Raw genomic sequence first — 23,766 nt, 5'->3', positions numbered from 1 at the left:
ACGCCCCCCGCCCCCCCCCCCCGCCCCCCCCCCCCCCCCCCCCCCGGGCGGGGGGCCCCCGGGGGGGCCGGGGGGGGCCCCCCCCCCCCCCCCCCCCCGGCCGCTACTTGTTCAGGTTCGTCGGCGGCGGTATCGGGTTCGTCGCCAGGGACTGGGGGGAGGTCGCCGAGGCGTACGCGGAGGGGGCCGCCATCGCCGCCGTCGGGTCCGCCGTGGACTCGCCGTCCGTGGCGAGCGGGGCCGGGCCGATCATGCGGATGCCCGCCTCGTCCAGCGCCCGCTTGATCCGCCAACGCAGTTCGCGCTCCACGCCGATCGACTTGCCCGGCATCGTCTTCGCGGTCACCCGGACCGTCATCGAGTCCAGCAGGACCGCGTCCAGGCCGAGCACCTCCACCGGGCCCCACAGCCGCTCCGACCAGGGCTCTTCCTTGGACATCGTCTCGGCGGCCGCGGTGATCGCCTTGCGGACCTGCTCCAGGTCCTCGGTCGGGCGCACCGTGACGTCGACCCCGGCCGTGGACCAGCCCTGGCTGAGGTTGCCGATCCGCTTCACCTCGCCGTTGCGGACGTACCAGATCTCGCCGTTGTCGCCGCGCAGCTTGGTGACGCGCAGCCCGACCTCGATGACCTCGCCGGAGGCCACCCCCGCGTCGACCGTGTCGCCCACCCCGTACTGGTCCTCCAGGATCATGAAGACGCCGGAGAGGAAGTCGGTGACCAGGTTGCGGGCGCCGAAGCCGAGCGCCACACCGGCGACACCGGCCGAGGCGAGCAGCGGGGCCAGGTTGATCTTGAAGGCGCCCAGCACCATCAGCGCCGCCGTGCCCATGATCAGGAACGACGCCACCGAGCGCAGCACCGATCCGATGGCCTCCGAGCGCTGGCGTCTGCGCTCCGCGTTCACCAGCAGCCCGCCCAGCGCCGTGCCTTCCACGGCCTGGGCGCTGCGGTTCATCCGGTCGATCAGGTTGGTCAGGGCACGCCGGATCAGATAACGCAGGGTGATCGCGACGGCGACGATCAGCAGGATGCGCAAACCGGTGCTCAGCCAGGTGGACCAGTTCTCCTCGACCCAGCCCGCGGCGTTCCCGGCCTGTTCGGCGGCTTCGCCCAACGAGCCGACCGGCTCGGGAGACGGGGCTGCGGCCAAGAGGGCGGACAAGGACACGATGGGGACCTCCAGGGGGACGACGGCTGGTCAGTAACAGTAACGAAGCCGGGGGAGTGGATCGTTGCCGTACGGAGAGGAGAGACGGGTCTCACCGGGAACACCCGTGCTGTGGTCGATTGCACATCGCGGACGGCCGTCCAGGTGAAACACCTGTCCGGCGTCGGCGGGCGGTGCGCGGGGCCCGGAGTGAGAAAAATCCTCCCGGCCCGTTACCCGTACGTGGTGGCGCTCCGACCAGGCATGAGGAGAGACTGAGATCGGATCGTCCCGGCGCGAGCCACGCGCCGCCGGCGTACAAGGAGGCATCCACCGTGCCGCACGTCCTGGTTCTCAACGCGTCGTACGAGCCCCTCGGCGTCGTACCGCTCCGCCGCGCACTCGTCCTCGTCCTGGAGAACAAGGCCGTCTGTCTGGAGGAGTCCGGCTCCTTCCTGCACAGCGCCACCCGGGCCGTGCCCGCCCCCAGCGTGGTCCGCCTCAAGCGCTTCGTCCGCATCCCCTACCGGGGGCCGGTGCCCCTGACGCGGCGGGCGCTGTTCGCCCGGGACGGCGGACGCTGCATGTACTGCGGGGCCGCCGCCACCAGCGTCGACCACGTCATCCCGCGCAGCCGGGGCGGACAGCACGCCTGGGACAACGTGGTGGCGGCCTGCCGCCGCTGCAACCACGTCAAGGCCGACCGCCACCTGCCCGAGCTGGGCTGGCGACTGCGCCACCAGCCCGCTCCGCCGACCGGCCTGGCCTGGCGGATCATCGGGACCGGACACCGCGACCCGCGCTGGCTGCCGTACCTGCAGCCGTTCGGCGCGGACGACGCGATGGCCCGGATCGACGGCGTTTCCGCCTGAGTCCGGGCCCCGCGCGTTTGCGGAGGCTTGCCGTACGGGCGCTCGCGCCGGAGCGCCACGCGCCCGTACCGGGCCACGTACGGGGCTCAGTCGTCCGCGACCGCGTACGCCTCCACCGACCAGAGCGAGTAGCCGTACCGCGTCGCCCGGCGCTCGCCCTGCACCCGGATGAACCGGGTGTCCTTCTCGTCCATCCGGACCGCCTCGCGCCCGCCCCGGCTCTCCGCCACGGTCGCGGCGGTGCGCCAGGTACGGCCGTCGGCGGAGACCTGAACGCGGTAGCGGGCCGCGTACGCGTCCTGCCACCTCAGCACCACCTGGCCCAGGCGCACCGGCTCCGGCAGCTCCGCCTGCCACCACGCACCGTCCTCCACCGGCGAGGACCACCGGGTCTCCGGGTCGCCGTCGGCGGCCCCCGACGCGGGGAAGTCCGGGGTCTCGTCGCCGGACGAGGACGCCTTGGCGGTACGCACCAGATCCGGGCCGTCCGTCCGCGGGAAGGCCCGTACGGTCAGCGTGGACTCCTGGCCGCCGAAGGCCAGCGGCACCTCGTACTCGCCCACCGGGGTGTCCGCCGGGACGGTGATGTCCACGGGCACCTCCGTACGGGAGCCGCGCGGCACGGTCGTCTGCTTCGGAACCCGCACCTCGATGCCCTTCGGCGCCTTCGCGGTGAGCTTGCCCTTGACCTCGGCCGGGCGTCGGCCGGCCAGCCGCGCCGCGACCCGCTGGGGGCCGCCGCCGATCTCCGCGTCCGTCTCGCCGTGCTTCAGGTGGAGGGTGGCGGCCGGTTCGTCCCCGAACCACGGCACCAGGGCGCGCAGCCGCGGGGGGCCCGGGACGACGGCGGGGGCGGCGGGCAGGTCCTGGCTCAGGTACGGGGGCCGGGCGGCTCGCGGGGCCCGGGGCGCCGACACCCGTACGGCGTCCGCGCGCAGCCCCTTCGCGGCGGTCTGGGTGAAGCCGCTGGGCGAGAGCTTCCCGAGGGTCCGCCACCCCTCGCCGGGCACCCGGGCCTCCACGACGGCGTCGGCGAGGGCGGCCCCGGGCTCGGCGAGCGCCGTGACGGCCTCCACCGGGCGGGGGGCGTCCAGCAGGACCGTATGGCTGTGGGCGTCCTTGACGACCCGGCCCGAGGCGCGGTCGGCGCCGTTCCATCCGGCGGCCACCTTCGCCACCCGGTCCAGGAAGGGGTCCAGCACGCCCTCGCCGACCGTGGCCCGGCCCGCCTCGATCTCCTCGCGCAGCGGTTCCAGGGCCAGCTGGGCGCGCCAGGCGGCGGCCCCGTCGCCGACGGCCTGGGCCTGGAGCAGATCGACGGCCAGCTCGCCCGCCCGGCCGTAGCGGGCCAGCTGCTCCGTCCAGGGGCGCACCTCGCCGGCGAGCCGGCCCCCGGCGGGGGTCTTCAGCCGGTCCGGGGCCTGTCGCATCACGGAGAACGCCGCCCGCAGCTCGCCCGCCGCCCGGTCGCGGCGGGAGGCGTCGGCGCGGGAGCCCCAGAACGCGTCGAACAGGGGCCGGAGGTAGGCGGACTCCTTCGCGCCGAGCACCGAGCCCGCGCTGTTTCCGGCCAGGGCCAGCAACGCGTCCCGCGCGGCGGCGTCCCCGCCCGCCAGCTCCTCGACGGCCGCCCGCCAGGACGCGCCGGGGTCGTACGCCCTCGGGTTCCAGGCGAAGTCGGCGGCGGTGAACAGAGGGATCCGGGAGGCGGCGGCCTGCTCCATCGCGTTGGCCAGCAGCGCCGCCGAACCGCTCGCCACCGCCGGTTCCCGGCCGGTGTACGGGCCGAGGAAGACGCGGTCCTGGGCGTAGTCGTTGACCGGGTAGTTGTCCATCGTCACCAGCGGATGGCGGAACGCGGCGCGGGCCCCGGCCAGCTCCCTCCCGGTGATCTTCTCGGGCACCACCCCGACCCCGGTCCAGGCCACCTGGACCCGGTCGTCCAGCTCGGCCGCCAGCGCGGTGCGGTAGTCCGTGGCCCCGTCCTGGTAGAACTCCGTCGGCAGCACCGACAGCGGGGCCGCCCCCGGATACCGCTCCTCCAGATGCCGGGAGAGGGCCCCCGCGACCCGGGCCTGCGCGCGGGCGGCGGCCTTCGGGCCGTCGCCGAAGGTCTCCGTGTCCAGGTCGCAGTGCCACTCGCTGTAGCTGACGTCCTGGAACTGGAGCTGGAAGACCCGGACGCCCAGCGCCCACATCGCGTCGACCTTCTTCGTCAGCGCCCGCACGTCCTGGTCCGAGGCCATGCACATCGCCTGACCCGGGGAGACGGCCCAGCCCAGCGTGACGTGCTCGGCGCGCGCCCGCTCGGCCAGCGCCCGGAACCCGGCCCGCTCGCCCACCGGGTAGGGCTCGCGCCAGCGCGCCAGCCGGTAGGGGTCGTCGCCCGCCGCGTAGAGGTAGCGGTTCTGCTTGGTGCGCCCCATGAAGGAGATCTGGTCGAGCCGCTCCTCGCGCGTCCACGGCTGCCCGTAGAAGCCCTCGGCCATGCCGCGTACGGCGGTTCCCGGCCAGTCCCGGACCGTCACGCCCGCCACCGCGCCCCCGGCGACCAGTTGACGCAGGGTCTGGACGGCGTGGAAGAGGCCGTCCGCGCCGTGCCCGTCCAGTGCCACGGTGGCCCGTCCGGCGACCTCGCCGACCGCGATCCGGTAGCCGCCGGAGGGCAGGTCGCCCCGGTCGGGGGCGCGCAGCGCCCGCAGCGCCGCCCCGGCCCCCGCGCCGCCGAGGCGGACGACGGGGCCGCGGCCCGGCAGGCTCTCGTGCAGGGTCCGCACCCCCGCCCCGCGCAGCAGTGTGCGGGCCTGCTCCACGGCGTACGGGTCGGCGTCGGGTGCGGCGACGAGGGTGGCCTCGGAGCCCAGTCCCACGGCGGGTCCGGTGGTCTTCATGCTCTGCGGGCGGGGCCACACGGCCGGCGGCGGGGCGTGGTCGGCGCGGTCGGCGAAGGGCCTGGCCGGCTCCGCCGGGGCGGCGGGGGCCGCCGTCGCGGCCGGGGCGATCGCGACGGAACCGAGGAGACCGCCGATCACGGCGGCGGCGACGGCCGTCGCCTGCCTTCTGCGCCCGAACCGCACGTCGCGCTCCCCTTCGTACGTATCCACTGCCGGTCGACGTTCGTAGGTGCCCCCGCCGATCGACGCCGGGAGGGCTCCGAGCCCACCACCCGGGCGCGAGGGTGTCAATGCGCATGGCCGTTCTACGGCTTTTGCCGGAAATGGCGATGACTTCGGGTTCCCTGGAGCGGATGAGGCGGCCGGGGGTGGCCTAAAACGACCCATACCTGCCGTTCAGGGGAACGGAATGTGACCTGGAGCACGTTGGGCTCGTTGGTCGTAACGCCTACATCACGTCCACGTCTGCCACGGCGTGGCTTGGGTAGGGCTTGCTGTGTCCTGTTCTCCATGGCCAGGAGGCCACCATGCCCGCCGCCGCGCAGCTCCTGCTCTCCGCCCTCTCCAAACAGGTACCCGCCCAGACCGAACCCGCCCCGCTGACCAGTGAACTCCCCCTCTCCGACGTCCGGCACCTGATCAGCGGCCCGCCGCTCGCCGACGTCTCCCTCCTGCTCGGCGCCCCCTCGTTCTCCGATTCCGCGCCGCTGACCAGCGAGCCCCCGCTCGCCGACGCCACCCCTCTCACGAGCGAGCCTCCGCTCGCCGCCGTCGCCCCTCTGACCAGCGAGCCGACCGCACCCGGCACCGCAGGGGGCCTGGAGTTCCCAGGAGTCTGAATGGGCTTGTCCCGGCTCGCCGCACTGCACGGTGTCGCCACCTCCTACTCCCCGTCGCCGGACGTCACGGTGTCCGTCCCCGACGACACGGTCGTCGCCGTGCTCGCCGCGCTGGGCGTCGACGCCGGCACCCCGGAGGACGTACGGAGGAGCCTCGCCGCCGCGGAGTCCGGCTCGCGCCTGCTGCCGCCGACCCTGGTGGCCTGGGCCGGCGAGCCCCTGCCGGCCGCTCTGGCCGGTCTGCCCTCCGGCTCGACCGTGACGGTCGAGCCGGAGGCGGCCGACCTCCCGGGGCACCCCCCGGGCCGCTCGCTCGCCCCGCTGAGCATGCGCTCCCGGGCGGCGGCCCCCGCCCCGGCCGCCCCCGCGGCGTCCCCGCCCCCGGCGGCCCCGGGCCCCTCCACGACGTCCCCGGCCCCCGCCGCGGCGGCCCGAGCCCGCCCCGTGGCGCCCCCGGCGGACGGACCGCACGACGCCGCGCCCGCGGGAGCGGGGGCAGAAGGCTCCGCACCGGCGGGAGAGAGCGCGGCGGAAGGAGGCTCCACCCCCGCCTGGTGGATCCCGCCGCCGTACGGCGTCCACCGCATCCACGTCCGTACGCCGGACCACCGCCGGGCCTCCGCCACCCTCATCGCCGCCCCGGCCCGCGTCCCGCAGCCGGCCGAGCGCACCCACGGCTTCCTCGTCCAGCTCTACTCCCTGCTCTCCGCCCGCTCATGGGGCATGGGCGACCTGGGCGACCTGGCGGACCTCGCCGCCTGGGCGGGGCGCACCCTGGGCTCCGGGTTCGTCCAGGTCAACCCCTTGCACGCCGCCGTCCCCGGCCGCCCCACCGACCCCTCCCCGTACCGCCCCTCCTCCCGCCGCTTCCCCGACCCGGTGCACCTGCGCGTCGAGTCGGTCCCGGAGTACGGGCACGTCCGCGACCGGGCCATCCTGGACGACCTCCGGCAGGACGCCGCCGCGCTCAGCGAAGCCGTGCTGAACAAGGGCGCCCTGATCGACCGGGACGCCGTCTGGGAGCTGAAGCGCCAGGCCCTGGAGCTGGTCGTCCAGGTGCCCCTGAGCCCCGGCCGCCGGGCCGACTACTGCGACTTCCTGGCCGAACAGGGGCAGGCGCTGGAGGACCACGCCCTGTGGTGCGCCCTCGCGGAGGTGCACGGCCCCGACTGGCAGAGCTGGCCCGAGGCGCTGCGCGACCCCCGCTCCCCGGGCACCGCCCGGGCCCGGACCGACCTGCTGGACCGGGTCGACTTCCACAGTCGCCTCGCCTGGCTGACCGCCGGCCAGCTCGCCGACGCCCAACGGGCCGCCGAGGACGCGGGAATGGGCGTCGGCGTCGTCCACGACCTGGCCGTCGGCGTGCACCCGTCCGGCGCCGACACCTGGGCCCAGCAGGACGCCTTCGCCCGCGGCATGTCCGTCGGCGCACCGCCCGACGCCTTCAACGCGCGCGGCCAGGACTGGGGGCTGCCGCCCTGGCGCCCCGACACCCTCGCCGCCACCGGTTACGCCGCCTACCGGGGGCTGCTCCGTGCGCAGCTCGCCCACGCCGGGGCCCTGCGCATCGACCACGTCATGGGCCTCTTCCGGCTCTGGTGGGTGCCCGAAGGCCGGCCGCCCACGGACGGCGCCTATGTCGCGTACGACGCCGAGGCGATGCTCGCCGTCCTCGTCCTGGAGGCCCACCGGGCCGGCGCCGTCGTCGTCGGGGAGGACCTGGGCACCGTCGAGCCCGGGGTCCGCGAGGCCCTCGCCCGGCGCGGGGTGCTCGGCACCTCGGTGCTCTGGTTCGAGCGGGACTGGGAGGGCGACGGGCGGCCGATCGCGCCGGAGAAGTGGCGTCGCGCCTGCCTGGCCACCGCGACCACCCACGATCTGCCCTCCACCGCCGCCCGGCTGACCGGCGACCATGTGACGCTGCGCCACCGCCTCGGCCTGCTCACCCGCTCCCTGGAGGAGGAGCTGACCGAGGACGTCACCGACACCGCCGAGTGGCTGGCCCTCCTCGCCCGGCTGCGGATGCTCCCCGAGGGCGACGGCGACGAGGAGGCCGCCGTCCGGGCCGTCCACCGCTTCCTGCTGCGCACCCCCGCCCTGATGACCGGCGTCTGGCTCCCCGACACCGTGGGCGACCGCCGCCCGCAGAACCTGCCCGGCACCTGGGACCAGTACCCGAACTGGCGGCTCCCCATCGCGGACGCCGAGGGGCACCCGGTCACCCTGGAGGAGATCACCGCCTCGCCCCGGCTGCACGCGCTGATGGAGGTCATGAGGCCCCGAAAGCCCCATACGGCACCCCCGGGCGAGCGCCGCCCCTAGGCGTTCGCTACGTTGGCACCGTGGACAAGAAGAACGCTATGCGCGCCGGCGTCGTTGCGGCCGGGACGACGCTGATGATGCTGCTCATGTCGAACCCGGCGCTCGCGCTCACGCCCGACGACGGTGACGACCCGGCTCCGCGCCTGAGCGTGATGGAGACCCTCGGCCTCTACGTGGTCGCGCCCATCGGCCTGTTCGTGGTGATCACGGCCCTGGTCATGGTCCTGGACAAGTCCAAGAAGCAGGTCTGACCCGCCCGGGCCGACACGCTCGCAGGGTGCGCCGCCGGTGGCAACCACCGGCGGCGCACCCGCGCGTGCGGCCCCGGCGCGCCCGCCCCGAGCTCCGGCGCGCCCGCCCCGAGCTCCGGCGCGTACGCCCCGGACGTCTTCGCCCGGTCCGCGCACGCCCCCGCGCGGCGGGGGCCGGTAGGTTGCGCCCATGACCGAGTGGGACGTCAAGAAGCTCCGCATCCTGCGCACGCTGCGCGACCGGGGCACGGTGACGGCGACCGCCGAAGCGCTGCTGATGACCCCCTCCGCCGTCTCCCAGCAGCTCACCAACCTGGCCAGACAGCTCGGTGTGGACCTCCTGGAGGCCCAGGGCCGCCGGGTCCGCCTCACCGACGCCGCCCACCTCGTCCTGCGCCACGCCGAAGCGGTCTTCGCCCAGTTGGAGCGGGCGGAGGCCGAACTGACCGGCTATCTGCGCGGCGAGGCCGGCGAGGTCAGGGTCGCCGCGTTCTCCACCGCCGTGCCCGCCCTCGTCGTCCCCGCCGTCCGGTTGCTGCGCGCCCAGGGCCGCCCCGGACCCGACATACGCGTCCGGGAGGCCGAGGCGGCCCAGGCGTACGACCTGCTCACGGCGGGGGAGGTGGACCTGGCGCTCTCGCTGGCCGCCCACGCGCCGACCGCCCGCGACCCCCGCTTCAGCCTCTTCCCGCTGCTCGCGGACCCGCTGGACGTGGCGCTCCCCGCCGACCACCCGCTGGCCCACGCGCCCGCGCTGCGTCTGGCGGACCTGGCCGCCGACCGCTGGATCTTCGGGGGCTCCGGCCCCTGGTCCGAGATCACCACCGCCGCCTGCGAGGCGGCGGGCTTCGTCCCCGAGCAGGCCCACAGCGCCGCCGGGTGGACCGCGATCCTCGCCCTGGTCGAGGCCGGGATGGGCGTCGCGCTGGTCCCCCGGATGGCCGCCCGGGAACGCCGGGAGGACGTGGTGATGCGGGTGCTGGAGGCGGACCGGCCGCGCCGCCACGTGATCGCCGCTCTCCGCCACGGGGCGGAGAGCGGCCCCGCCGCGGCCCGGGTCCTCGCGGCGCTCACCGAGACCGCCCGTTCGTTCAGCTGAGCTGAACCGTATGTGCGGAAACTTTCGATGGACCTGATGGGTCCGGGGGCGTGAAAGTGGCCGGCATGACCTTCGACGCGAGCGAGACCGCCTACCAGGACCCCGACACCGACCCCCGTGCCAACGACGCCGCGCCCTACGGCGGCGGCGACCCCTACGCCGACTACCGGGAGGCCGGGGACCTCCCCTTCACCGAGCTGGTCGACCTCGCGGACCGCCGCCTCGGCGCGGGCGTGATCGCCGCCAACGACGAGTTCTTCGCCGAGCGCGAGAACCTGCTGATCCGCGAACGCGCCGTGTTCGACCCCGAGCGGTTCGGACACAAGGGCAAGATCATGGACGGCTGGGAGACCCGCCGCCGTCGCGGCGCGGACGCCGACCGCCCCTTCCCGGCCCCCGAGGACCACGACTGGGCCATCGTCCGCCTCGGCGCCCCCGGCATCGTCCGCGGCCTGATCGTGGACACCGCCCACTTCCGCGGCAACTACCCGCAGCGCGTATCGGTGCAGGCCGCCTCCGTCGAAGGCGCACCGGGCCCCGAGCAGCTGCTCGCCGACGACGTGAAGTGGGAGGAGATCCTGCCGCCCACCCCCGTGCGCGGCCACGCCGCCAACGCCTTCGAGATCACCGGCGGCCGCCGCTACACCCACCTGCGCCTCTGCCAGCACCCCGACGGCGGCATCGCCCGGTTCCGCGTGCACGGCGAGGTCGTCCCCGACCCGGCCTGGCTCGCCGCGCTCGGCACCGTCGATCTCATCTCGGTGCTCAACGGCGGCCGTTACGAGGACGCTTCCGACCGCTTCTACTCCTCGCCCACCCAGATCATCCTGCCGGGCACCTCCCGCAAGATGGACGACGGCTGGGAGAACCGCCGCCGCAGGGTCCGCGACACCAACGACTGGGTCCGCTTCCGCCTCCCCGCCCAGGGCGCGGTCCGCGCGGTCGAGATCGACACCGCCTACCTCAAGGGCAACTCCGCCGGCTGGATCGCCCTCCACGGCCGCAACGGCGACACCGGCGAGTGGTTCGAGATCATCCCGCGCACCCGCCTCCAGCCCGACACCCTCCACCGCTTCGTGCTGCGCGCCCAGGCCGTCGTCACCCACGTCCGCCTCGACGCCTTCCCCGACGGCGGTGTGGCCCGGATGCGGCTGCACGGCTCGCTCACCGAGTCCGGCGCGGCCGAGCTGACCCGCCGCTACGAGGAGTCCGGCGCTTAGGGCGTGTCCGGCCCCCCAGCTCCGCCCGGCGGACGGCTGCGCGTCGGCGCCCGTCCGCCGGGCGGCTTCCAACCAGGGCCCGCGGGGCTCAGGCGGCGTACGCGCTCCACCACAGCGTCCTCGCCAGCACCCACCAGGTGGCCCGGGCGAACGCCCGGTTCACCGCGCTGCAGAGGACCCCTCCCGTGCAGTCGGAGGGCCGGTCCTGCCAGGCCCGTACCGTCATGGAGTGGAAGCCGAAGGTCCGGGAGAACGCGAAGCGGATGTGCATGCCCCGGCCCAGCTGATGCCCCGGCAACGTGTTGATCTGGAAGAAGTCGTCCCCGACGGCCTCCACCTCCACCGGATTGCCGCCCAGCAGCTCGCACCGCGCCCCGGCCGAGATGCGTCCCGCGCACCCGCCGCTGACCGGGAACAGCCAGAAATGGTCGGTGAGCTGCCTCCGTACGGCGTCCGGCTCGGTGAACGGGTGCAGACCCAGGCTGTAGCCGTACGTGTAGAGGCCGTAGCAGCCCGCCGGGCCGGCCCGGCAGTCCGGGCGGGCGCTCTCCCCTGCGGCGCCGGAGGGCGCGGCGGGGCCCGCCAGCAGGCCCGCGCACAGGGCCAGCGCGACCGGCACAGCGACGATGCCGGGCATCCGAACCCTCCCGTGGTCCGCCTCCGAGAACTGCGACGACCCTTCGGACCGTAGGCCACGGGAGACCGCATCGCGCGCGGACGGGGCCGAACGCGCGAAGGCGCCCCCACCGCCGATGCGGAGAGGGCGCCCCGGAACCGCGCGGACGACTACGCGGTGGCCGCCGCCGCGTCCGCCGCCTGGGCCTTCAGCGCCCGCTCCACACCGGAGCGCGACTCCGACACCAGCCGGCGCAGCGCCGCGCTCGGCTCCGCCGAGGCCAGCCAGGCGTCGGTGGCGTCCAGCGTCTCCTGCGAGACCTGGAGGGCCGGGTAGAGGCCCACCGCGATCTGCTGGGCCATCTCGTGGCTGCGCGAGTCCCAGACGTCCTTCACCGCGGCGAAGAACTTCTCCGTGTACGGGGCCAGCAGCTCACGCTGGTCCGTCTGGACGAAGCCGCCGATGACCGCTTCCTGGAGCGAGTTCGGCAGCTTGTCGGACTCCACGACCGAGGCCCACGCCTCCGCCTTGGCCGCCTCGGTCGGCTGGGCCGCCCGCGCCGAGGCCGCGTGGCGCTCGCCCGCCGCCGTCCTGTCCCGCTCGTACTCGGCGGCGATCTCCTCCTCGTCCAGCAGCCCGGCCGCCGCCAGCCGCTGCACGAACGCCCACCGCAGCTCGGTGTCGACGGCCAGGCCCTCGATCGTCTCGGTGCCGTCCAGCAGCGACTGGAGCAGGTCCAGCTGCTGCGGGTTGCGGGCGGTGGCCGCGAAGGCGCGGGCCCAGGCGAGCTGGTGGTCGCTGCCCGGCTCCGACGCGCGCAGGTGCGCCAGCGTCGCGTCGGTCCACTGGTTGAGCGCGCCCTCACGGGTCTCCGGGGCCGCGTACAGGTCGAGCGCCGTCTTCACCTGGCGGTGCAGGGACTGGACGACGCCGATGTCCGACTCCTTGCCGATGCCGGAGAGCACCAGCGCCAGGTAGTCGCGGGTCGCCAGCTCGCCGTCGCGCGTCATGTCCCAGGCCGAGGCCCAGCACAGGGCGCGCGGCAGCGACTCGGTGAAGTCGCCCAGGTGCTCGGTGACGACCCGCAGCGACTCCTCGTCGAGGCGGACCTTCGCGTACGACAGGTCGTCGTCGTTGAGCAGGAGGACGGCCGGGCGGGCCCGGCCCACCAGGGCCGGCACGTCGGTGCGCTCGCCGTCGACGTCCAGCTCGATCCGGTCGGTGCGCACGAGCTTGCCGTCCGCGCCGAGGTCGTAGGCCCCGATGGCGATGCGGTGCGGGCGCAGCGTCGGCTCGCCCTTCGCCCCGGCGGGCAGCGCGGGGGCCTCCTGGAGCACGGTGAAGGAGGTGATCCGCCCGTCCCCGTCGGTCTCGATCTCCGGCCGCAGGACGTTGATGCCGGCCGTCTCCAGCCACGCCTTCGACCAGGTCCTCAGGTCGCGGCCGGAGGTCTTCTCCAGCGCGCCCAGCAGGTCGGAGAGGCGGGTGTTGCCGAAGGCGTGCGCCTTGAAGTACGCCTGCACGCCCTGGAAGAAGGCGTCCTTGCCGACGTACGCCACGAGCTGCTTGAGCACCGAGGCGCCCTTGGCGTACGTGATGCCGTCGAAGTTGACGAGGACGTCGTCCAGGTCGCTGATGTCCGCCATGATCGGGTGCGTGGAGGGCAGCTGGTCCTGCCGGTACGCCCAGGTCTTCATGGAGTTGGCGAACGTGGTCCACGAGTGCGGCCACTTCGAGCCCGCCGCGTCGGCCTGGCAGGCGATCGAGGTGTAGGTGGCGAACGACTCGTTCAGCCAGAGGTCGTTCCACCACTCCATCGTCACGAGGTCGCCGAACCACATGTGGGCCAGCTCGTGCAGGATCGTCTCGGCCCGCACCTCGTACGCCGCGTCCGTCACCTTGGAGCGGAAGACGTACTGGTCGCGGATGGTGACCGCGCCCGCGTTCTCCATCGCGCCCGCGTTGAACTCCGGGACGAAGAGCTGGTCGTACTTGGCGAACGGGTACGCGTAGTCGAACTTCTCCTGGAACCACTCGAAGCCCTGCCGGGTCACGGCGAAGATCTCGTCCGCGTCCAGGTACTCCGCGAGGGAGGGACGGCAGTAGATGCCGAGCGGGACGGACTGGCCGTCCTTCTCGTACGTGCTGTGCACCGCGTGGTACGGGCCGGCGATGAGGGCCGTGATGTACGTGGAGATGCGCGGCGTCGGCTCGAACGACCAGACGTCGTCCTTCGGCTCGGGCGTCGGCGAGTTCGAGATGACCGTCCAGCCGGAGGGAGCCTTCACGGTGAACCGGAAGGTCGCCTTCAGATCCGGCTGCTCGAACGAGGCGAACACCCGGCGGGCGTCCGGGACCTCGAACTGGGTGTACAGGTAGGCCTGCTCGTCGACCGGGTCGACGAAGCGGTGCAGCCCCTCGCCGGTGTTGGTGTACGCGCAGTCCGCGACGACCTTCAGCTCGTTGGCGCCCTCGCGCAGGCCGGGCAGCGCGATCCGGGAGTCGTGGAAGACGGCGGCCGCGTCGAGGGCCTCGCCGTTCAGCACGACCTCGTGGACGGCCGGGGCGACCAGGTCGATGAAGGACTCCGCCCCCGCCTCCGCGCAGTCGAAGCGCACGGTGGTCACGGACCGGTAGGTGCCGCCCTCCTGCGCTCCGGAGAGGTCGAGATCGATCTCGTACGCGTCCACGGTCAGCAGGCGCGCCCGCTCCTGTGCCTCTTCGCGGGTCAGATTCGTGCCAGGCACGCGGTCATCTCCTAGGTGTGCGACTTGATATGCGGCGTTTCCGGCCATCCTTCCACGTGACGTGCTCCCAGCGCGATGTCCGTTTTCCGCCGGACGCGGACGGCTCCGGGGGCCAGGCTCGCACCATGACCGGATACCAGCCCCGCCCCATCGGCCCCGCCGCCCTCGCCGATCTCCGAACCGCCGACGACGCGGGCCGCCCCTGCCGCCCGTACCCGGCGGCCGAAGGCGGCCATCCCCTGCGCTGCTGCCTGCGCGGTTGCGAGCCGGGGGAGCGCATCGCCCTCGTCTCCTACGCCCCGTTGCGCCGCTGGGCCGCCGCGACCGGGGCGGACCCGGGGGCGTACGACGAGCAGGGCCCCGTCTTCATCCACGCCGAGCCGTGCGCGGGCCCGGACCCGGAGCGCGCCGGGTACCCCTTCGCCCGCGCGGGGGCGCTGCGCACGGTCCGCCGCTACGACGCGCGGGGCCACATCGTCGGCGGCCGGCTCCTGGAGCTCCCGGACGAACCGGAGAAGGGGTTCGACGCGGCCCTGGACGAGGCGTTCGCGGACCCGGAGGTGGTGGTGGCGCACGTGCGGGCCGTGGAGTACGGGTGCTTCCACTTCGAGGTGCGGCGGCCCCGATGAGGCGGACATGCGGAAGGGGCGGCCGCCGGCGCACTCCGGTGGCCGCCCCTTCGGCGTACGCGGCGTACGGCTGCGGTCAGCCCTTCAGCTCGGCCGCCACCAGCTCCGCGATCTGCACCGCGTTCAGCGCGGCGCCCTTGCGGAGGTTGTCGCTGGAGACGAACAGGGCGAGGCCGTGGTCCACCGTCTCGTCGACCCGGATACGGCCGACGTAACTGGCGTCCTTGCCGGCCGCCTGGAGCGGCGTCGGGATCTCGGAGAGCTCGACGCCCTCGGCGTCCTTCAGCAGCTCGTAGGCGCGCTCGACGCCGATCGGGCGGGCGAAGCGGGCGTTGATCTGGAGCGAGTGGCCGGAGAAGACCGGAACCCGGACGCAGGTGCCGGAGACCTTCAGCTCCGGGATCTCCAGGATCTTGCGGGACTCGTTGCGGAGCTTCTGCTCCTCGTCCGTCTCGAACGACCCGTCGTCCACGATCGAACCGGCCAGCGGCAGCACGTTGAAGGCGATCGGGCGCTTGTAGACCTCCGGCTCGGGGAAGTCCACCGCCCCGCCGTCGTGGGTCAGCTTCTCCGCGTCGGCGACGACCTTGGCCGCCTGTCCGTGCAGCTCGGCGACCCCGGCGAGTCCGGAGCCGGAGACGGCCTGGTAGGTGGCGACGGTCAGCGCTTCGAGGCCGGCCTCCTCGTGCAGCGGGCGCAGCACGGGCATCGCGGCCATCGTCGTGCAGTTCGGGTTGGCGATGATGCCCTTGGGGCGGACCTTCGCCGCGTGCGGGTTGACCTCGGAGACGACGAGGGGGACCTCGGGGTCCTTGCGCCAGGCGGAGGAGTTGTCGATCACCACGGCGCCCTGGGAGGCGACCTTCTCGGCCAGCGCCTTCGAGGTCGCGCCGCCGGCCGAGAACAGCACGATGTCCAGGCCCGTGTAGTCGGCCGCGGAGGCGTCCTCGACGGTGACGGGGGAGCCCTTGAAGTCGATCGTGGAGCCCGCGGACCGGGCGGAGGCGAACAGCCGCAGCTCGTCGACCGGGAAGTCCCGGTCGGCCAGGATCCTGAGCATGACTGTGCCGACCTGACCGGTGGCGCCGACGATTCCGACCTTCACGGGGACTCCTCTGTTCTGCACGGATCTGTTCTGCACGGATGTTCTGCATGGATGTTCTGCGTGGGGGGCGGCTGCCCGGCCCGTGCCTCGGTGCGGCCCGGCCGCGGACGGCTGCCCGGCCGTGCTGCTGTACGGGCCGTTCGCCGCACCATGATGCGTATGTCCTGCCCCGCCTTGTCCAATCCATTGTCCGACCTGCGGACTCCTCGCGCGAGGACCGCGAATTCCGCGCCGGCCGCCCGTACGGGGGGAAAGATCTGCGGCGGCCGCCACGGCCTGTGACGAGGAACACGCACGGCGGGGCGGGTGCTCGCCATGAGCGCCCGCCCCGCCGTCGTACAGCGGTGATCCGTTACGGAGTGACCTTCTCGATCACGACGCTGCCGGTGCCCGCGGCGGTGCCGCGCGCGTTGACCAGCCGGACCTCACCGAAGAACTGACGGCCCTCGGGGGCCGCCCCGGCGACCACGACCTCGGCGCCGACCTGGGCGGACGCGCCGTTGGCCAGGTTCACCGTCTTGGCGGAGTCGACCTTGATCGTGCCGAGCGACGCCGCGTAGTACACGTCGCGGTAGTCGTACGTGGTGGACCCGGACGGGACCGAGTAACCGTCGACCACGACGGTGTACGTGCCCGCGGCGGGCTTCACCAGGCTGACCGCCTCCTCGGAGCCAGCGGTGGTGCCGCTGCCGACCTGGGTGGCGCCCCGGAAGACGTACAGGTCGAGGTCGGCGTTGGCGTCCGACGTGCCGCCGATGGCGAAGTCGAGCTTCTCGACGCCCGCACCGATGGTCACCGTGGTCTCCCGGGTCTGCCCCGTGGAGATCGACGGCTTGGCCACCTTGGCGGAGCCCAGCGAACCGCCCTGGAGCTTGCCCTGGAGGGCGGCGGCCTTGTTGGTGACCTTCCAGTCGACCGCGGCCGGCGCGCCGATCTTCGCCTCGGCGATGGTGCGCACCGCCGGGTCGAACTCCACGCCGAGCAGCGAGACGTCCAGCTTGTACGGGTTGTCCAGCAGCGGCGACGTACGGCGCGACTCGACCTCGATCTCCCAGACGCCGGGCTGCGGGTCCTTGTAGGAGCGCGCGTCCGGACGGCAGGTGTTGGCCGGGTTCTCGTAGTTCGGGTAGCAGTTGACCGTGGAGGTCGGGTCGACCGGCGTCCCGTACGGGTGCAGGGCGACGAACCGGGTCTGGCTGCCCGAGCGCAGCGCGCTGAGGGCGACCTCCAGGGTCTTCGCGCCCTCCGGCACGTTGACGAAGTACGACGTGGTGCCGTTGCGCTGGACCGAGCCGGACGCCTTGTAGGCGTAACCGGGCTGCTGCAGCTCCTGGGCGATGACGACCGTGGTCATGATCTGGTGGTCGACGCCGGAGGTCTTCTTGTCGTCGACCTGGAGGATGGCGCTGTGCACCCCGGCGGTCTTCGCCTTGGCCCTGACCTTGACCTTGACCGGCGTGTCGAGCGGCAGCGAGACGTACTGCGGGCTGCTCAGCTCGAAGGTGCCGTCGTTGTTCTTCCACGCCAGCTTGTGCTGGACGTCGCGGTCCGGGCCGGTGGTCCGGGTGACGACGACGTCGTAGACCTTGCTCTGGCCGACCTTGAGGCCGCCCTCGCGGTCGTAGAGGCCGGTGCCGAAGCCCGGGTCCTTGAGCGCGAAGTCGATTGCGGTGTCGACCGGGGCCTTCACCGAGAACTCGTGCGCGGGCTTGCCCTGCTTGGCGATCTGCTTCCACGCCTTGACGACGTTGATGAGACCGGAGCCCTGGACGTGCGCGGGCACGTCCTCGATGTGGCCGGCGGTGCTGGTCAGCGCCGTGCGCAGGTCCGCCGGGGGGAGCTCGACGCCCTGCTGCTTCGCCTTCGACAGCAGCAGCGCCGCGGCGCCCGCGGCCTGCGGGGAGGCCATCGAGGTGCCCTGGAGCATGGAGTAGCCGGCCGGCAGGTCGTAACCCGCCTCCTTGACCGGCCCGCCCGGAGCCCAGGTCTGGGTGGTGTTGATGGCCGCGCCCGGCGCCGAGAGGATCGGCGTGAAGCCGCCGTCCTCACGCGGACCGCGCGAGGAGAAGGGCAGCATGTCGTACTTCTTGGTGACGTTGGAGCCGTAGTTGGCCGCCCACGTCTCCTTGGAGATCGACGCGCCGACCGAGATCACGTGGTCGGCGAGTGCCGGGTCGCCGATGGTGTTGAGGCCCGGGCCGCTGTTGCCGGCCGAGATGACCAGCTGCACGCCGTAGATGTCCACGAGGCGCTTGTACAGCTCGGCGCGGGCGTTGTTGCCGTCGTTCAGCGGCGGCAGGCCGCCGATCGACATGTTGACGATGTGGACGCCGCGGTTGACGACGAGGTCGATCATGCCCTCGGTCAGCGCGATGTTGGTGCAGCCGCCGGACCAGGTGCAGGCGCGCGAGGAGACGAGCTTGGCGCCGGGGGCGGCGCCGTTCATCTCGCCGCCGAACAGGCCGTTGGCCGCGGTGATGCCCGCGACGTGCGTGCCGTGCGAGCCCTCGATGACACCGATGTTGACGAAGTCGGCCTTCGCGCCGGCCGCGTTGTAGACCACGTTCTTACGGGTCTCGACGACGAACGGGATGCGCTCGACGACCGGCGTCCGCGGGTCGTCCTCACCGAAGTAGGAGACCTGGAACTTGTCCTTGTACGGCTTGAGGACCGTGTCGTCGGAGAAGTCCGCGTTGCCGTTCAGGTCGACCCGCGTGGTGCCGGTGACCGCGTCGTACAGCACGCCCCAGGTGTCGGTGGTGTCACCGTCGCGGTTGAGGTCGCCCGCCATGTCGCCGCCGGTGGTGGCCGACTCGGCGAACGTGGCGAACCGGTAGCTGCCCGCCGGGGCCGAGTAGGTCTTCCCGCCGGAGGTGAACGTGGGACCGGTGACGGTGTCGGACATCCGGAGCCAGGTGCCGTCGCCGTCGCTCACCGGGTCGGTGGCGGTCACCCAGTCGACGATCTTGCGCTCGCCGGTGGTGGTCTTCTTCAGGGCCGGGTGGCCGAGGTCGACGCCGGAGTCCAGGATGCCGATGGTGATCCCGCGGCCGTCCGCCTCGGGGTGCTTCTCGACGAAGTCGACCGCGCCCGTCTCGAACGACGGGTTGTACGGGTTCTTCGCCGGAGTCTTCCGGTCCGGCGCCGGGTAACTGCCGGTGGCCTTCGGCTGCTTCGCCCCGGCCGCCCGGTCGCCCGCGGGCGTCGGGTCGTCCAGCTTGACCTCCTGCTTGAGGTCGATGCCGAGGACGGAGGAGAGCTTCGAGGCCGCCTTGATGGTGGCCTCGGCGCTCTTCGTCGGGACCGTCGCGCGCACGTAGCCGAGCTTGTCGTAGGTCTGGCCGAGCACGGACCCCTCGACGGCGTCCAGCTGCTTGCTGACCTGCTCGGTCGCCCCGGGGGCGGTGGCGACCATCATGGTGACGTTCTTCTCGCCCTTGGCCTCGGCCTTCGCCAGGACATCGGCGTCGGCCTTGCCGAGCTTGTCGCCGCGGTCGCTCGTGGCGGCCGGTTTGACGGGGGCCGGAGCCGGGTCGTCGGCGGCGAGGGCCGGCGCGGCGCCGGACGCGGCCAGCGCGGCCGCCAGTCCGGCCGCGGCCGCGATACGAGCTGCTCGTCTCGCCCCGGGTATGGAGCTGGGGGATTCCTTGGTCATCAGCATCCCTGTAATTGAAAGAGAGAGTCCGGAATTCGGTACCGGATGACCGCTCAGCCTGTCGTAAATGACAGGGGTTTGTGGAGAGTTGACGGAGACGAGTCAGGGACATGGCAGAGATCCGCCAGAGTGCGTGCTGCGCCACGAGGGAGGAACGAGGTCAAACGGTACGCGGGTGACCCCCGGGGCGGGCGTTGCCCCCTTCTTCCCCGCCCGGGCCTGCGCGCGGCGCCGAACCGGGGGACCGCGCGTCGCCCGATCCCCTCCGCGCCCCGCCTCCCGGACCGGCCGCCGGGCCCGCCCTTCCGGGCTGCCGCCCTGCTCAGCGCGGCAGTGCCATCACGTACGCGGCCGGCTCCCGGTCCGCCGCCGCCATCAGCGCCGTCCGCACCACCGTCGCCTGCTGGTCCGCCGCCTCGCGCAGCTTCCTCGGCGTGAGGTGGACGACCGTGACGCCGAGCCGTTCCAATTGCTCCCGCTTCGCGGCGTACGCGGCCCACTGCGGGTCGTCCTCCGCCCGGCCCCTCCGCTCCGGCACGCCGTACCGGGGCGCCCGCGCGTCCAGCTCCACCGCGACGGCGTGATCCGGCCAGTAGGCGTCGACCGCGCCGAGCCGGGGCCCGCCCGGCAGGCGCAACTCCACGTTCCACACCGGATCCGGCAGCCCGTGCTCCCGCACCATCGCGTAGAGCCGGGCCTCCGCCGCCGCCCGCCCCTCGGCCAGCAGCGCGTCCACCGCGCCCACCACGGCGGGCCGCCCCAGCAGCTTCGCCTCACTCAGCTCCCGTACCACGGCCGCCGGCTCGCAGTGCCCCTCGCGCACCGCCTCGACCAGCAGCCGCCGGACGCCGGCCGCCTCCGCCGTGCCCGCCACCGCGTCCGCCAGGGCCCGCTCCACCGGTGCGACGGGCACCTCGCCCACCCGTACCGCGCGCGGCATCACGGCGGTCCGCAGCACCTCCACGAAGCGGGTGGACCGCAGCCGCCGGGTGCGCGGGACCAGTACGTCGATCCGGTGCAGCGCCCCGAGGGGCCCCGCCGCGGCGAAGCCGTGCAGCGCCAGGGCGGCGACCCCGGTGACCATCGCCTCGCCGTACCCGCACCCCGTCTCCGGCGGGTCGGCGGGCGCGCGCCGCGCGGAGGCCGGCGGACGGCCCGCGTACAGCAGCGCCCCGTGCAGCCGCTCCCGACCGGTGGGCGGTCCCGGGTGCAGCAGGTAGACCCCCGGCAGGATCTGCTGCCAGGGACCGCCGGGCAGGCACTGGGCGGACGTCTGTGCGGCGGACACCCCGCGCGCCCGCAGCTGGGCGGCGGACAGGACACGGAGCGTGACGTCCTCGGGGTGGAGGGGGAGGCGGGAGGGGAGCGGGGTGTTCTGGGTCATGCTCCGTGGTTTCCCGCCCCCGGAGGGGGTCCTAACCCCTGTTACACGCCCGTCGACAATCCCGGACAACACCGTCCTCATGCACGGACGTTCGGCAATCGAAATGCGCCGTCGCGCCGGGAATCGGGGGAGGGGCGCTACGGACAGATGTGCGAGCGCCGCTTTCGCGCCGCGCGCACGCCTTGCCCGAGCGCCCCTTGTACACGCTGTTCACGCCCCCGCCCGGCGATGCCTCTCGGCGGCCCCGCGCGGTGACGCCGCGTGGTGGCGCGGGCTCCGCCCCGGCCCGCGCGGGGACGTCCTCGGTGACGCCCCGCGCAGGGCCCCCGCCCGCTCACGCGGTGCGGTCGCGCTCCTGGCCGCGCAGCGCCCGCGCGAGGTCGTCGCGGGCCTCCAGCACCAGCCGCCGCAGCGCCGGGGCCGCGTCCGCGTGCTCCTCCAGCCAGGCGTCGGTCGCCGCCAGCGTCCCGGGACCGTCCTGGAGCCCGGGGAACATCCCCTTCACCACGTGCATGCCGATCTGGATGGACCGCTCCGCCCAGATCCGCTCGATCACCTCGAAGTAGCGCGGTGCGTACGGGGCGAGGAGCTCCCGCTGCGAAGGCTGCTCGAAGCCGTTGATCGTCGCCTCGACCAGCGCGTTGGACAGCTTGTCCGACTCCACCACGGCCGCCCACGCCTGCGCCTTGACCGCCTCCGAGGGACGCGAGGCCAGGCACCGTACGTGGTGGCGCTTGCCGGACGCCGTGTCGTCGCGGGCCAGCTCGGCGTCGATCGCCGCCTCGTCCGCCGCCCCGTGCGAGGCGAGCGGCGAGAGGAAGGCCCAGCGCAGCTCCTGGTCGACGTCGAGACCGTCGATCTTCGCCGTGCCCTCCAGCAGCCCGCCCAGCAGCCGGAAGTCCTCCTCGGACGAGGCGACCGCAGCGAAGAAGCGGGCCCACGTCAGCTGGTGCTGGCTGCCCGGCTCGGCGGCCCGCAGCTCGCGCAGCGCACCCTCGGCAGCCGCCCGGCCGCCCTCCTCGCGCCACTCCGGCGCCGCGTAGTGGACCAGCGCGGACTGCGTCCAGGCGTGCAGCATCTGCAGGACGCCGATGTCGCTCTCCCGCCCGGCGAACGCCAGCACCAGCGCGACGAAGTCGCGGGCCGGCAGAACCGCGTCCCGGGTCAGGTTCCACAGGGCCGACCAGCACAGAGCGCGGGCCAGCGGGTCGGTGATGTCGCCCAGGTGGTCCCGGAGCGTGGCCAGCGACCCCTCGTCGAAGCGGACCTTGCAGTACGTCAGGTCGTCGTCGTTGACCAGGATCAGATCGGGCCGCTCGGAGCCGGCCAGCTCCTCCACCACGGTCCGCTCGCCGGCCACGTCCACCTCGGCGCGCGCGTACCGCGTCAGCTCGCCCTCCGGCGTACGCCGGTACAGGCCGACCGCGACCCGGTGCGGGCGCAGCTCCGGGTGGGAGGCGGCGGCCTCCTGGACGACGGCCAGCTCGGTGAGCACACCGTCCGCGTCGTACGCGGGCACGGGGGTGAGCACGTTGACGCCCGCCGTCTGGAGCCAGGAGCGCGACCAGGCGGTCATGTCCCGGCCCGAGGTCTCGGCGAGCACCGACAGCAGGTCGCCCAGGCGGGTGTTGCCGTACGCGTGCTGCTTGAAGTAGCGCCGGGCGCCCTCGAGGAACGCGTCGCGCCCCACGTACGCCACCAGCTGCTTCAGCACGGACGCGCCCTTGGCGTACGTGATCCCGTCGAAGTTCAGCTTGGCGTCCTCCAGGTCACGGATGTCGGCCGTGATCGGGTGTGTGGAGGGCAGCTGGTCGGCGCGGTAGGCCCACGCCTTGCGGTTGTTGGCGAAGGTGATCCACCCGTTGGTGAAGCGGGTCGCCTCGACCATCGAGAAGGAGCCCATGAAGTCCGCGAAGGACTCCTTCAGCCACAGGTCGTCCCACCACTCCATGGTGACCAGGTCGCCGAACCACATGTGCGCCATCTCGTGCAGGATGACGTTGGCCCGCCGCTCGTAGGCCGCCGAGGTGACCTTGCCGCGGAAGATCAGCTCCTCCCGGAACGTGACGAGTCCGGGGTTCTCCATCGCTCCCAGGTTGTACTCCGGCACGAAGGCCTGGTCGTACTTGCCGAAGGGGTACGGGTAGTCGAAGTGGTCGTGGAAGAAGTCCAGGCCCTGCTTGGTGACCAGGAAGACGTCGTCCGCGTCGAAGTGCCGGGCGAGCCCCTTGCGGCACATCGCGCCGAGCGGGATCTCCAGCGTGGTGCCGTCGTCGAACGTACGGCTGTAGTAGTCCCGCACGTAGTGGTACGGACCGGCGACGACGGCCGTGATGTACGTGGAGATCGGCTTCGTCTCCGCGAACCGCCAGACCTCGCCCTCGCGGGACTCCTCGGCCCCGTTGGACCAGACGTGCCAGCCCTCGGGGGCGGTGACCTGGAACCGGAAGGGCGCCTTGAGGTCGGGCTGTTCGAAATTGGCGAAGACGCGGCGGGCGTCGGCCGGCTCGTACTGCGTGTAGAGGTAGACCTCGCCGTCCTCCGGGTCGACGAAGCGGTGCATGCCCTCACCGGTCCGGCTGTACGCGCAGCGGGCGTCGACCACGAGCACGTTCTCGCCCTCGACGAGCCCGTCCAACGCCACCCGCGTTCCGTCGAACACGACGGCCGGGTCGAGAGCCGTCCCGTTCAGGGTCACCGCGTCCACGGCCGGGGCCACCAGGTCGGCGAAGGTGGAGGCGCCCGCACGGGCCGAGCGGAACCGGATCGTGGTCAGCGAACGGAAGGTCCGCGGACCGGCCTCCTCCTCGCCCCCGTCGGGCTCGCCGACGGCGGACCGCAGGTCGAGTTCGACCTCGTATCCGTCGACGGTCAGCAGCTCGGCCCTCTTCTGGGCCTCGTCGCGGGACAGGTTTTCACCGGGCACGGGCACTCCTTCGTGACGCGCGTCATGTGTCGTGTTCGAACCCATTGATCCTTGCAT

15 protein-coding genes are annotated in these 23,766 nt (G+C 73.4%); 7 read left to right on the top strand and 8 right to left on the bottom strand.

All coding sequences use genetic code 11. The features are described 5' to 3' along the window. Positions 1 to 103 precede the first annotated feature (103 nt). Positions 104 to 1,171: a mechanosensitive ion channel family protein gene (locus ACH4K1_RS16530; protein ID WP_398090014.1), complete on the bottom strand. Its 1,068-nt coding sequence runs from the start codon at positions 1,169 to 1,171 to the stop codon at positions 104 to 106. A 314-nt stretch (positions 1,172 to 1,485) separates the two neighbouring features. Here ACH4K1_RS16530 and ACH4K1_RS16525 point away from each other — a divergent pair, with 314 nt between their 5' ends. Then, positions 1,486 to 2,022 (top strand): HNH endonuclease, encoded by a 537-nt coding sequence (locus ACH4K1_RS16525; protein ID WP_228991214.1) that lies wholly within the window; start codon positions 1,486 to 1,488, stop codon positions 2,020 to 2,022. Between the two features lie 86 nt (positions 2,023 to 2,108). Here ACH4K1_RS16525 and ACH4K1_RS16520 read toward each other — a convergent pair whose 3' ends face one another. Further along, a complete protein-coding gene (locus tag ACH4K1_RS16520; RefSeq protein WP_398090054.1) occupies positions 2,109 to 5,099 on the bottom strand; it encodes a beta-N-acetylglucosaminidase domain-containing protein in 2,991 nt (996 codons plus the stop codon). Between the two features lie 344 nt (positions 5,100 to 5,443). Between ACH4K1_RS16520 and ACH4K1_RS16515 the strand changes: the two genes are divergently transcribed. The 5 genes from ACH4K1_RS16515 (at position 5,444) to alc (ending at position 10,647) form a co-directional block, all read left to right on the top strand. Further along, positions 5,444 to 5,755: a hypothetical protein gene (locus tag ACH4K1_RS16515; protein WP_398090013.1), complete on the top strand. Its 312-nt coding sequence runs from the start codon at positions 5,444 to 5,446 to the stop codon at positions 5,753 to 5,755. Next, positions 5,756 to 8,077, top strand: a complete 2,322-nt coding sequence (malQ, locus tag ACH4K1_RS16510) for a 4-alpha-glucanotransferase (RefSeq protein ID WP_398090012.1) — start codon at positions 5,756 to 5,758, stop codon at positions 8,075 to 8,077. It begins immediately after the preceding gene. Positions 8,078 to 8,115: 38 nt separating this feature from the next. Further along, entirely contained in the window at positions 8,116 to 8,328 is a 213-nt protein-coding gene (locus ACH4K1_RS16505; RefSeq protein ID WP_079190446.1) for a hypothetical protein, read from the top strand. Positions 8,329 to 8,518: 190 nt separating this feature from the next. Then, complete coding sequence (locus tag ACH4K1_RS16500; RefSeq protein ID WP_398090011.1) at positions 8,519 to 9,427, top strand: LysR family transcriptional regulator; 909 nt, start codon at positions 8,519 to 8,521, stop codon at positions 9,425 to 9,427. A gap of 65 nt (positions 9,428 to 9,492) precedes the next feature. Next, entirely contained in the window at positions 9,493 to 10,647 is a 1,155-nt protein-coding gene (gene alc / locus ACH4K1_RS16495) for an allantoicase (protein WP_398090010.1), read from the top strand. A gap of 88 nt (positions 10,648 to 10,735) precedes the next feature. Here the strand turns inward: alc and ACH4K1_RS16490 are convergent, their stop codons facing one another. Beyond that, entirely contained in the window at positions 10,736 to 11,284 is a 549-nt protein-coding gene (locus tag ACH4K1_RS16490; protein WP_398090009.1) for a hypothetical protein, read from the bottom strand. Positions 11,285 to 11,433: 149 nt separating this feature from the next. Then, positions 11,434 to 14,010 carry an aminopeptidase N gene (gene pepN, locus ACH4K1_RS16485; protein ID WP_398090008.1) on the bottom strand — a complete coding sequence of 859 codons (2,577 nt, stop codon included), beginning with the start codon at positions 14,008 to 14,010 and terminating at the stop codon, positions 11,434 to 11,436. Between the two features lie 125 nt (positions 14,011 to 14,135). On the opposite strand from pepN (ACH4K1_RS16485), the gene ACH4K1_RS16480 reads away from it, so the two are divergent. Further along, entirely contained in the window at positions 14,136 to 14,639 is a 504-nt protein-coding gene (locus tag ACH4K1_RS16480; RefSeq protein WP_398090007.1) for a DUF1203 domain-containing protein, read from the top strand. A gap of 76 nt (positions 14,640 to 14,715) precedes the next feature. Here the strand turns inward: ACH4K1_RS16480 and ACH4K1_RS16475 are convergent, their stop codons facing one another. The 4 genes from ACH4K1_RS16475 to pepN (ACH4K1_RS16460) form a co-directional block, all read right to left on the bottom strand. Continuing rightward, entirely contained in the window at positions 14,716 to 15,744 is a 1,029-nt protein-coding gene (locus ACH4K1_RS16475; RefSeq protein ID WP_398090006.1) for an aspartate-semialdehyde dehydrogenase, read from the bottom strand. A 352-nt stretch (positions 15,745 to 16,096) separates the two neighbouring features. Continuing rightward, positions 16,097 to 19,405: a S8 family serine peptidase gene (locus ACH4K1_RS16470; protein ID WP_398090005.1), complete on the bottom strand. Its 3,309-nt coding sequence runs from the start codon at positions 19,403 to 19,405 to the stop codon at positions 16,097 to 16,099. A 316-nt stretch (positions 19,406 to 19,721) separates the two neighbouring features. Next, positions 19,722 to 20,783, bottom strand: coding sequence for a hypothetical protein (locus ACH4K1_RS16465; protein ID WP_398090004.1), 1,062 nt, complete (start codon positions 20,781 to 20,783; stop codon positions 19,722 to 19,724). Positions 20,784 to 21,117: 334 nt separating this feature from the next. After that, positions 21,118 to 23,709: an aminopeptidase N gene (pepN, locus tag ACH4K1_RS16460; RefSeq protein ID WP_398090003.1), complete on the bottom strand. Its 2,592-nt coding sequence runs from the start codon at positions 23,707 to 23,709 to the stop codon at positions 21,118 to 21,120. Positions 23,710 to 23,766 lie beyond the last annotated feature (57 nt).

Origin of the sequence: Streptomyces sp. NPDC017448, assembly GCF_044330565.1 — a bacterium.
GTDB lineage: Bacteria > Actinomycetota > Actinomycetes > Streptomycetales > Streptomycetaceae > Streptomyces.
The sequence above is the reverse complement of the archived record's forward strand: the minus strand, read 5'-3'. Positions and strand labels throughout refer to the sequence as shown.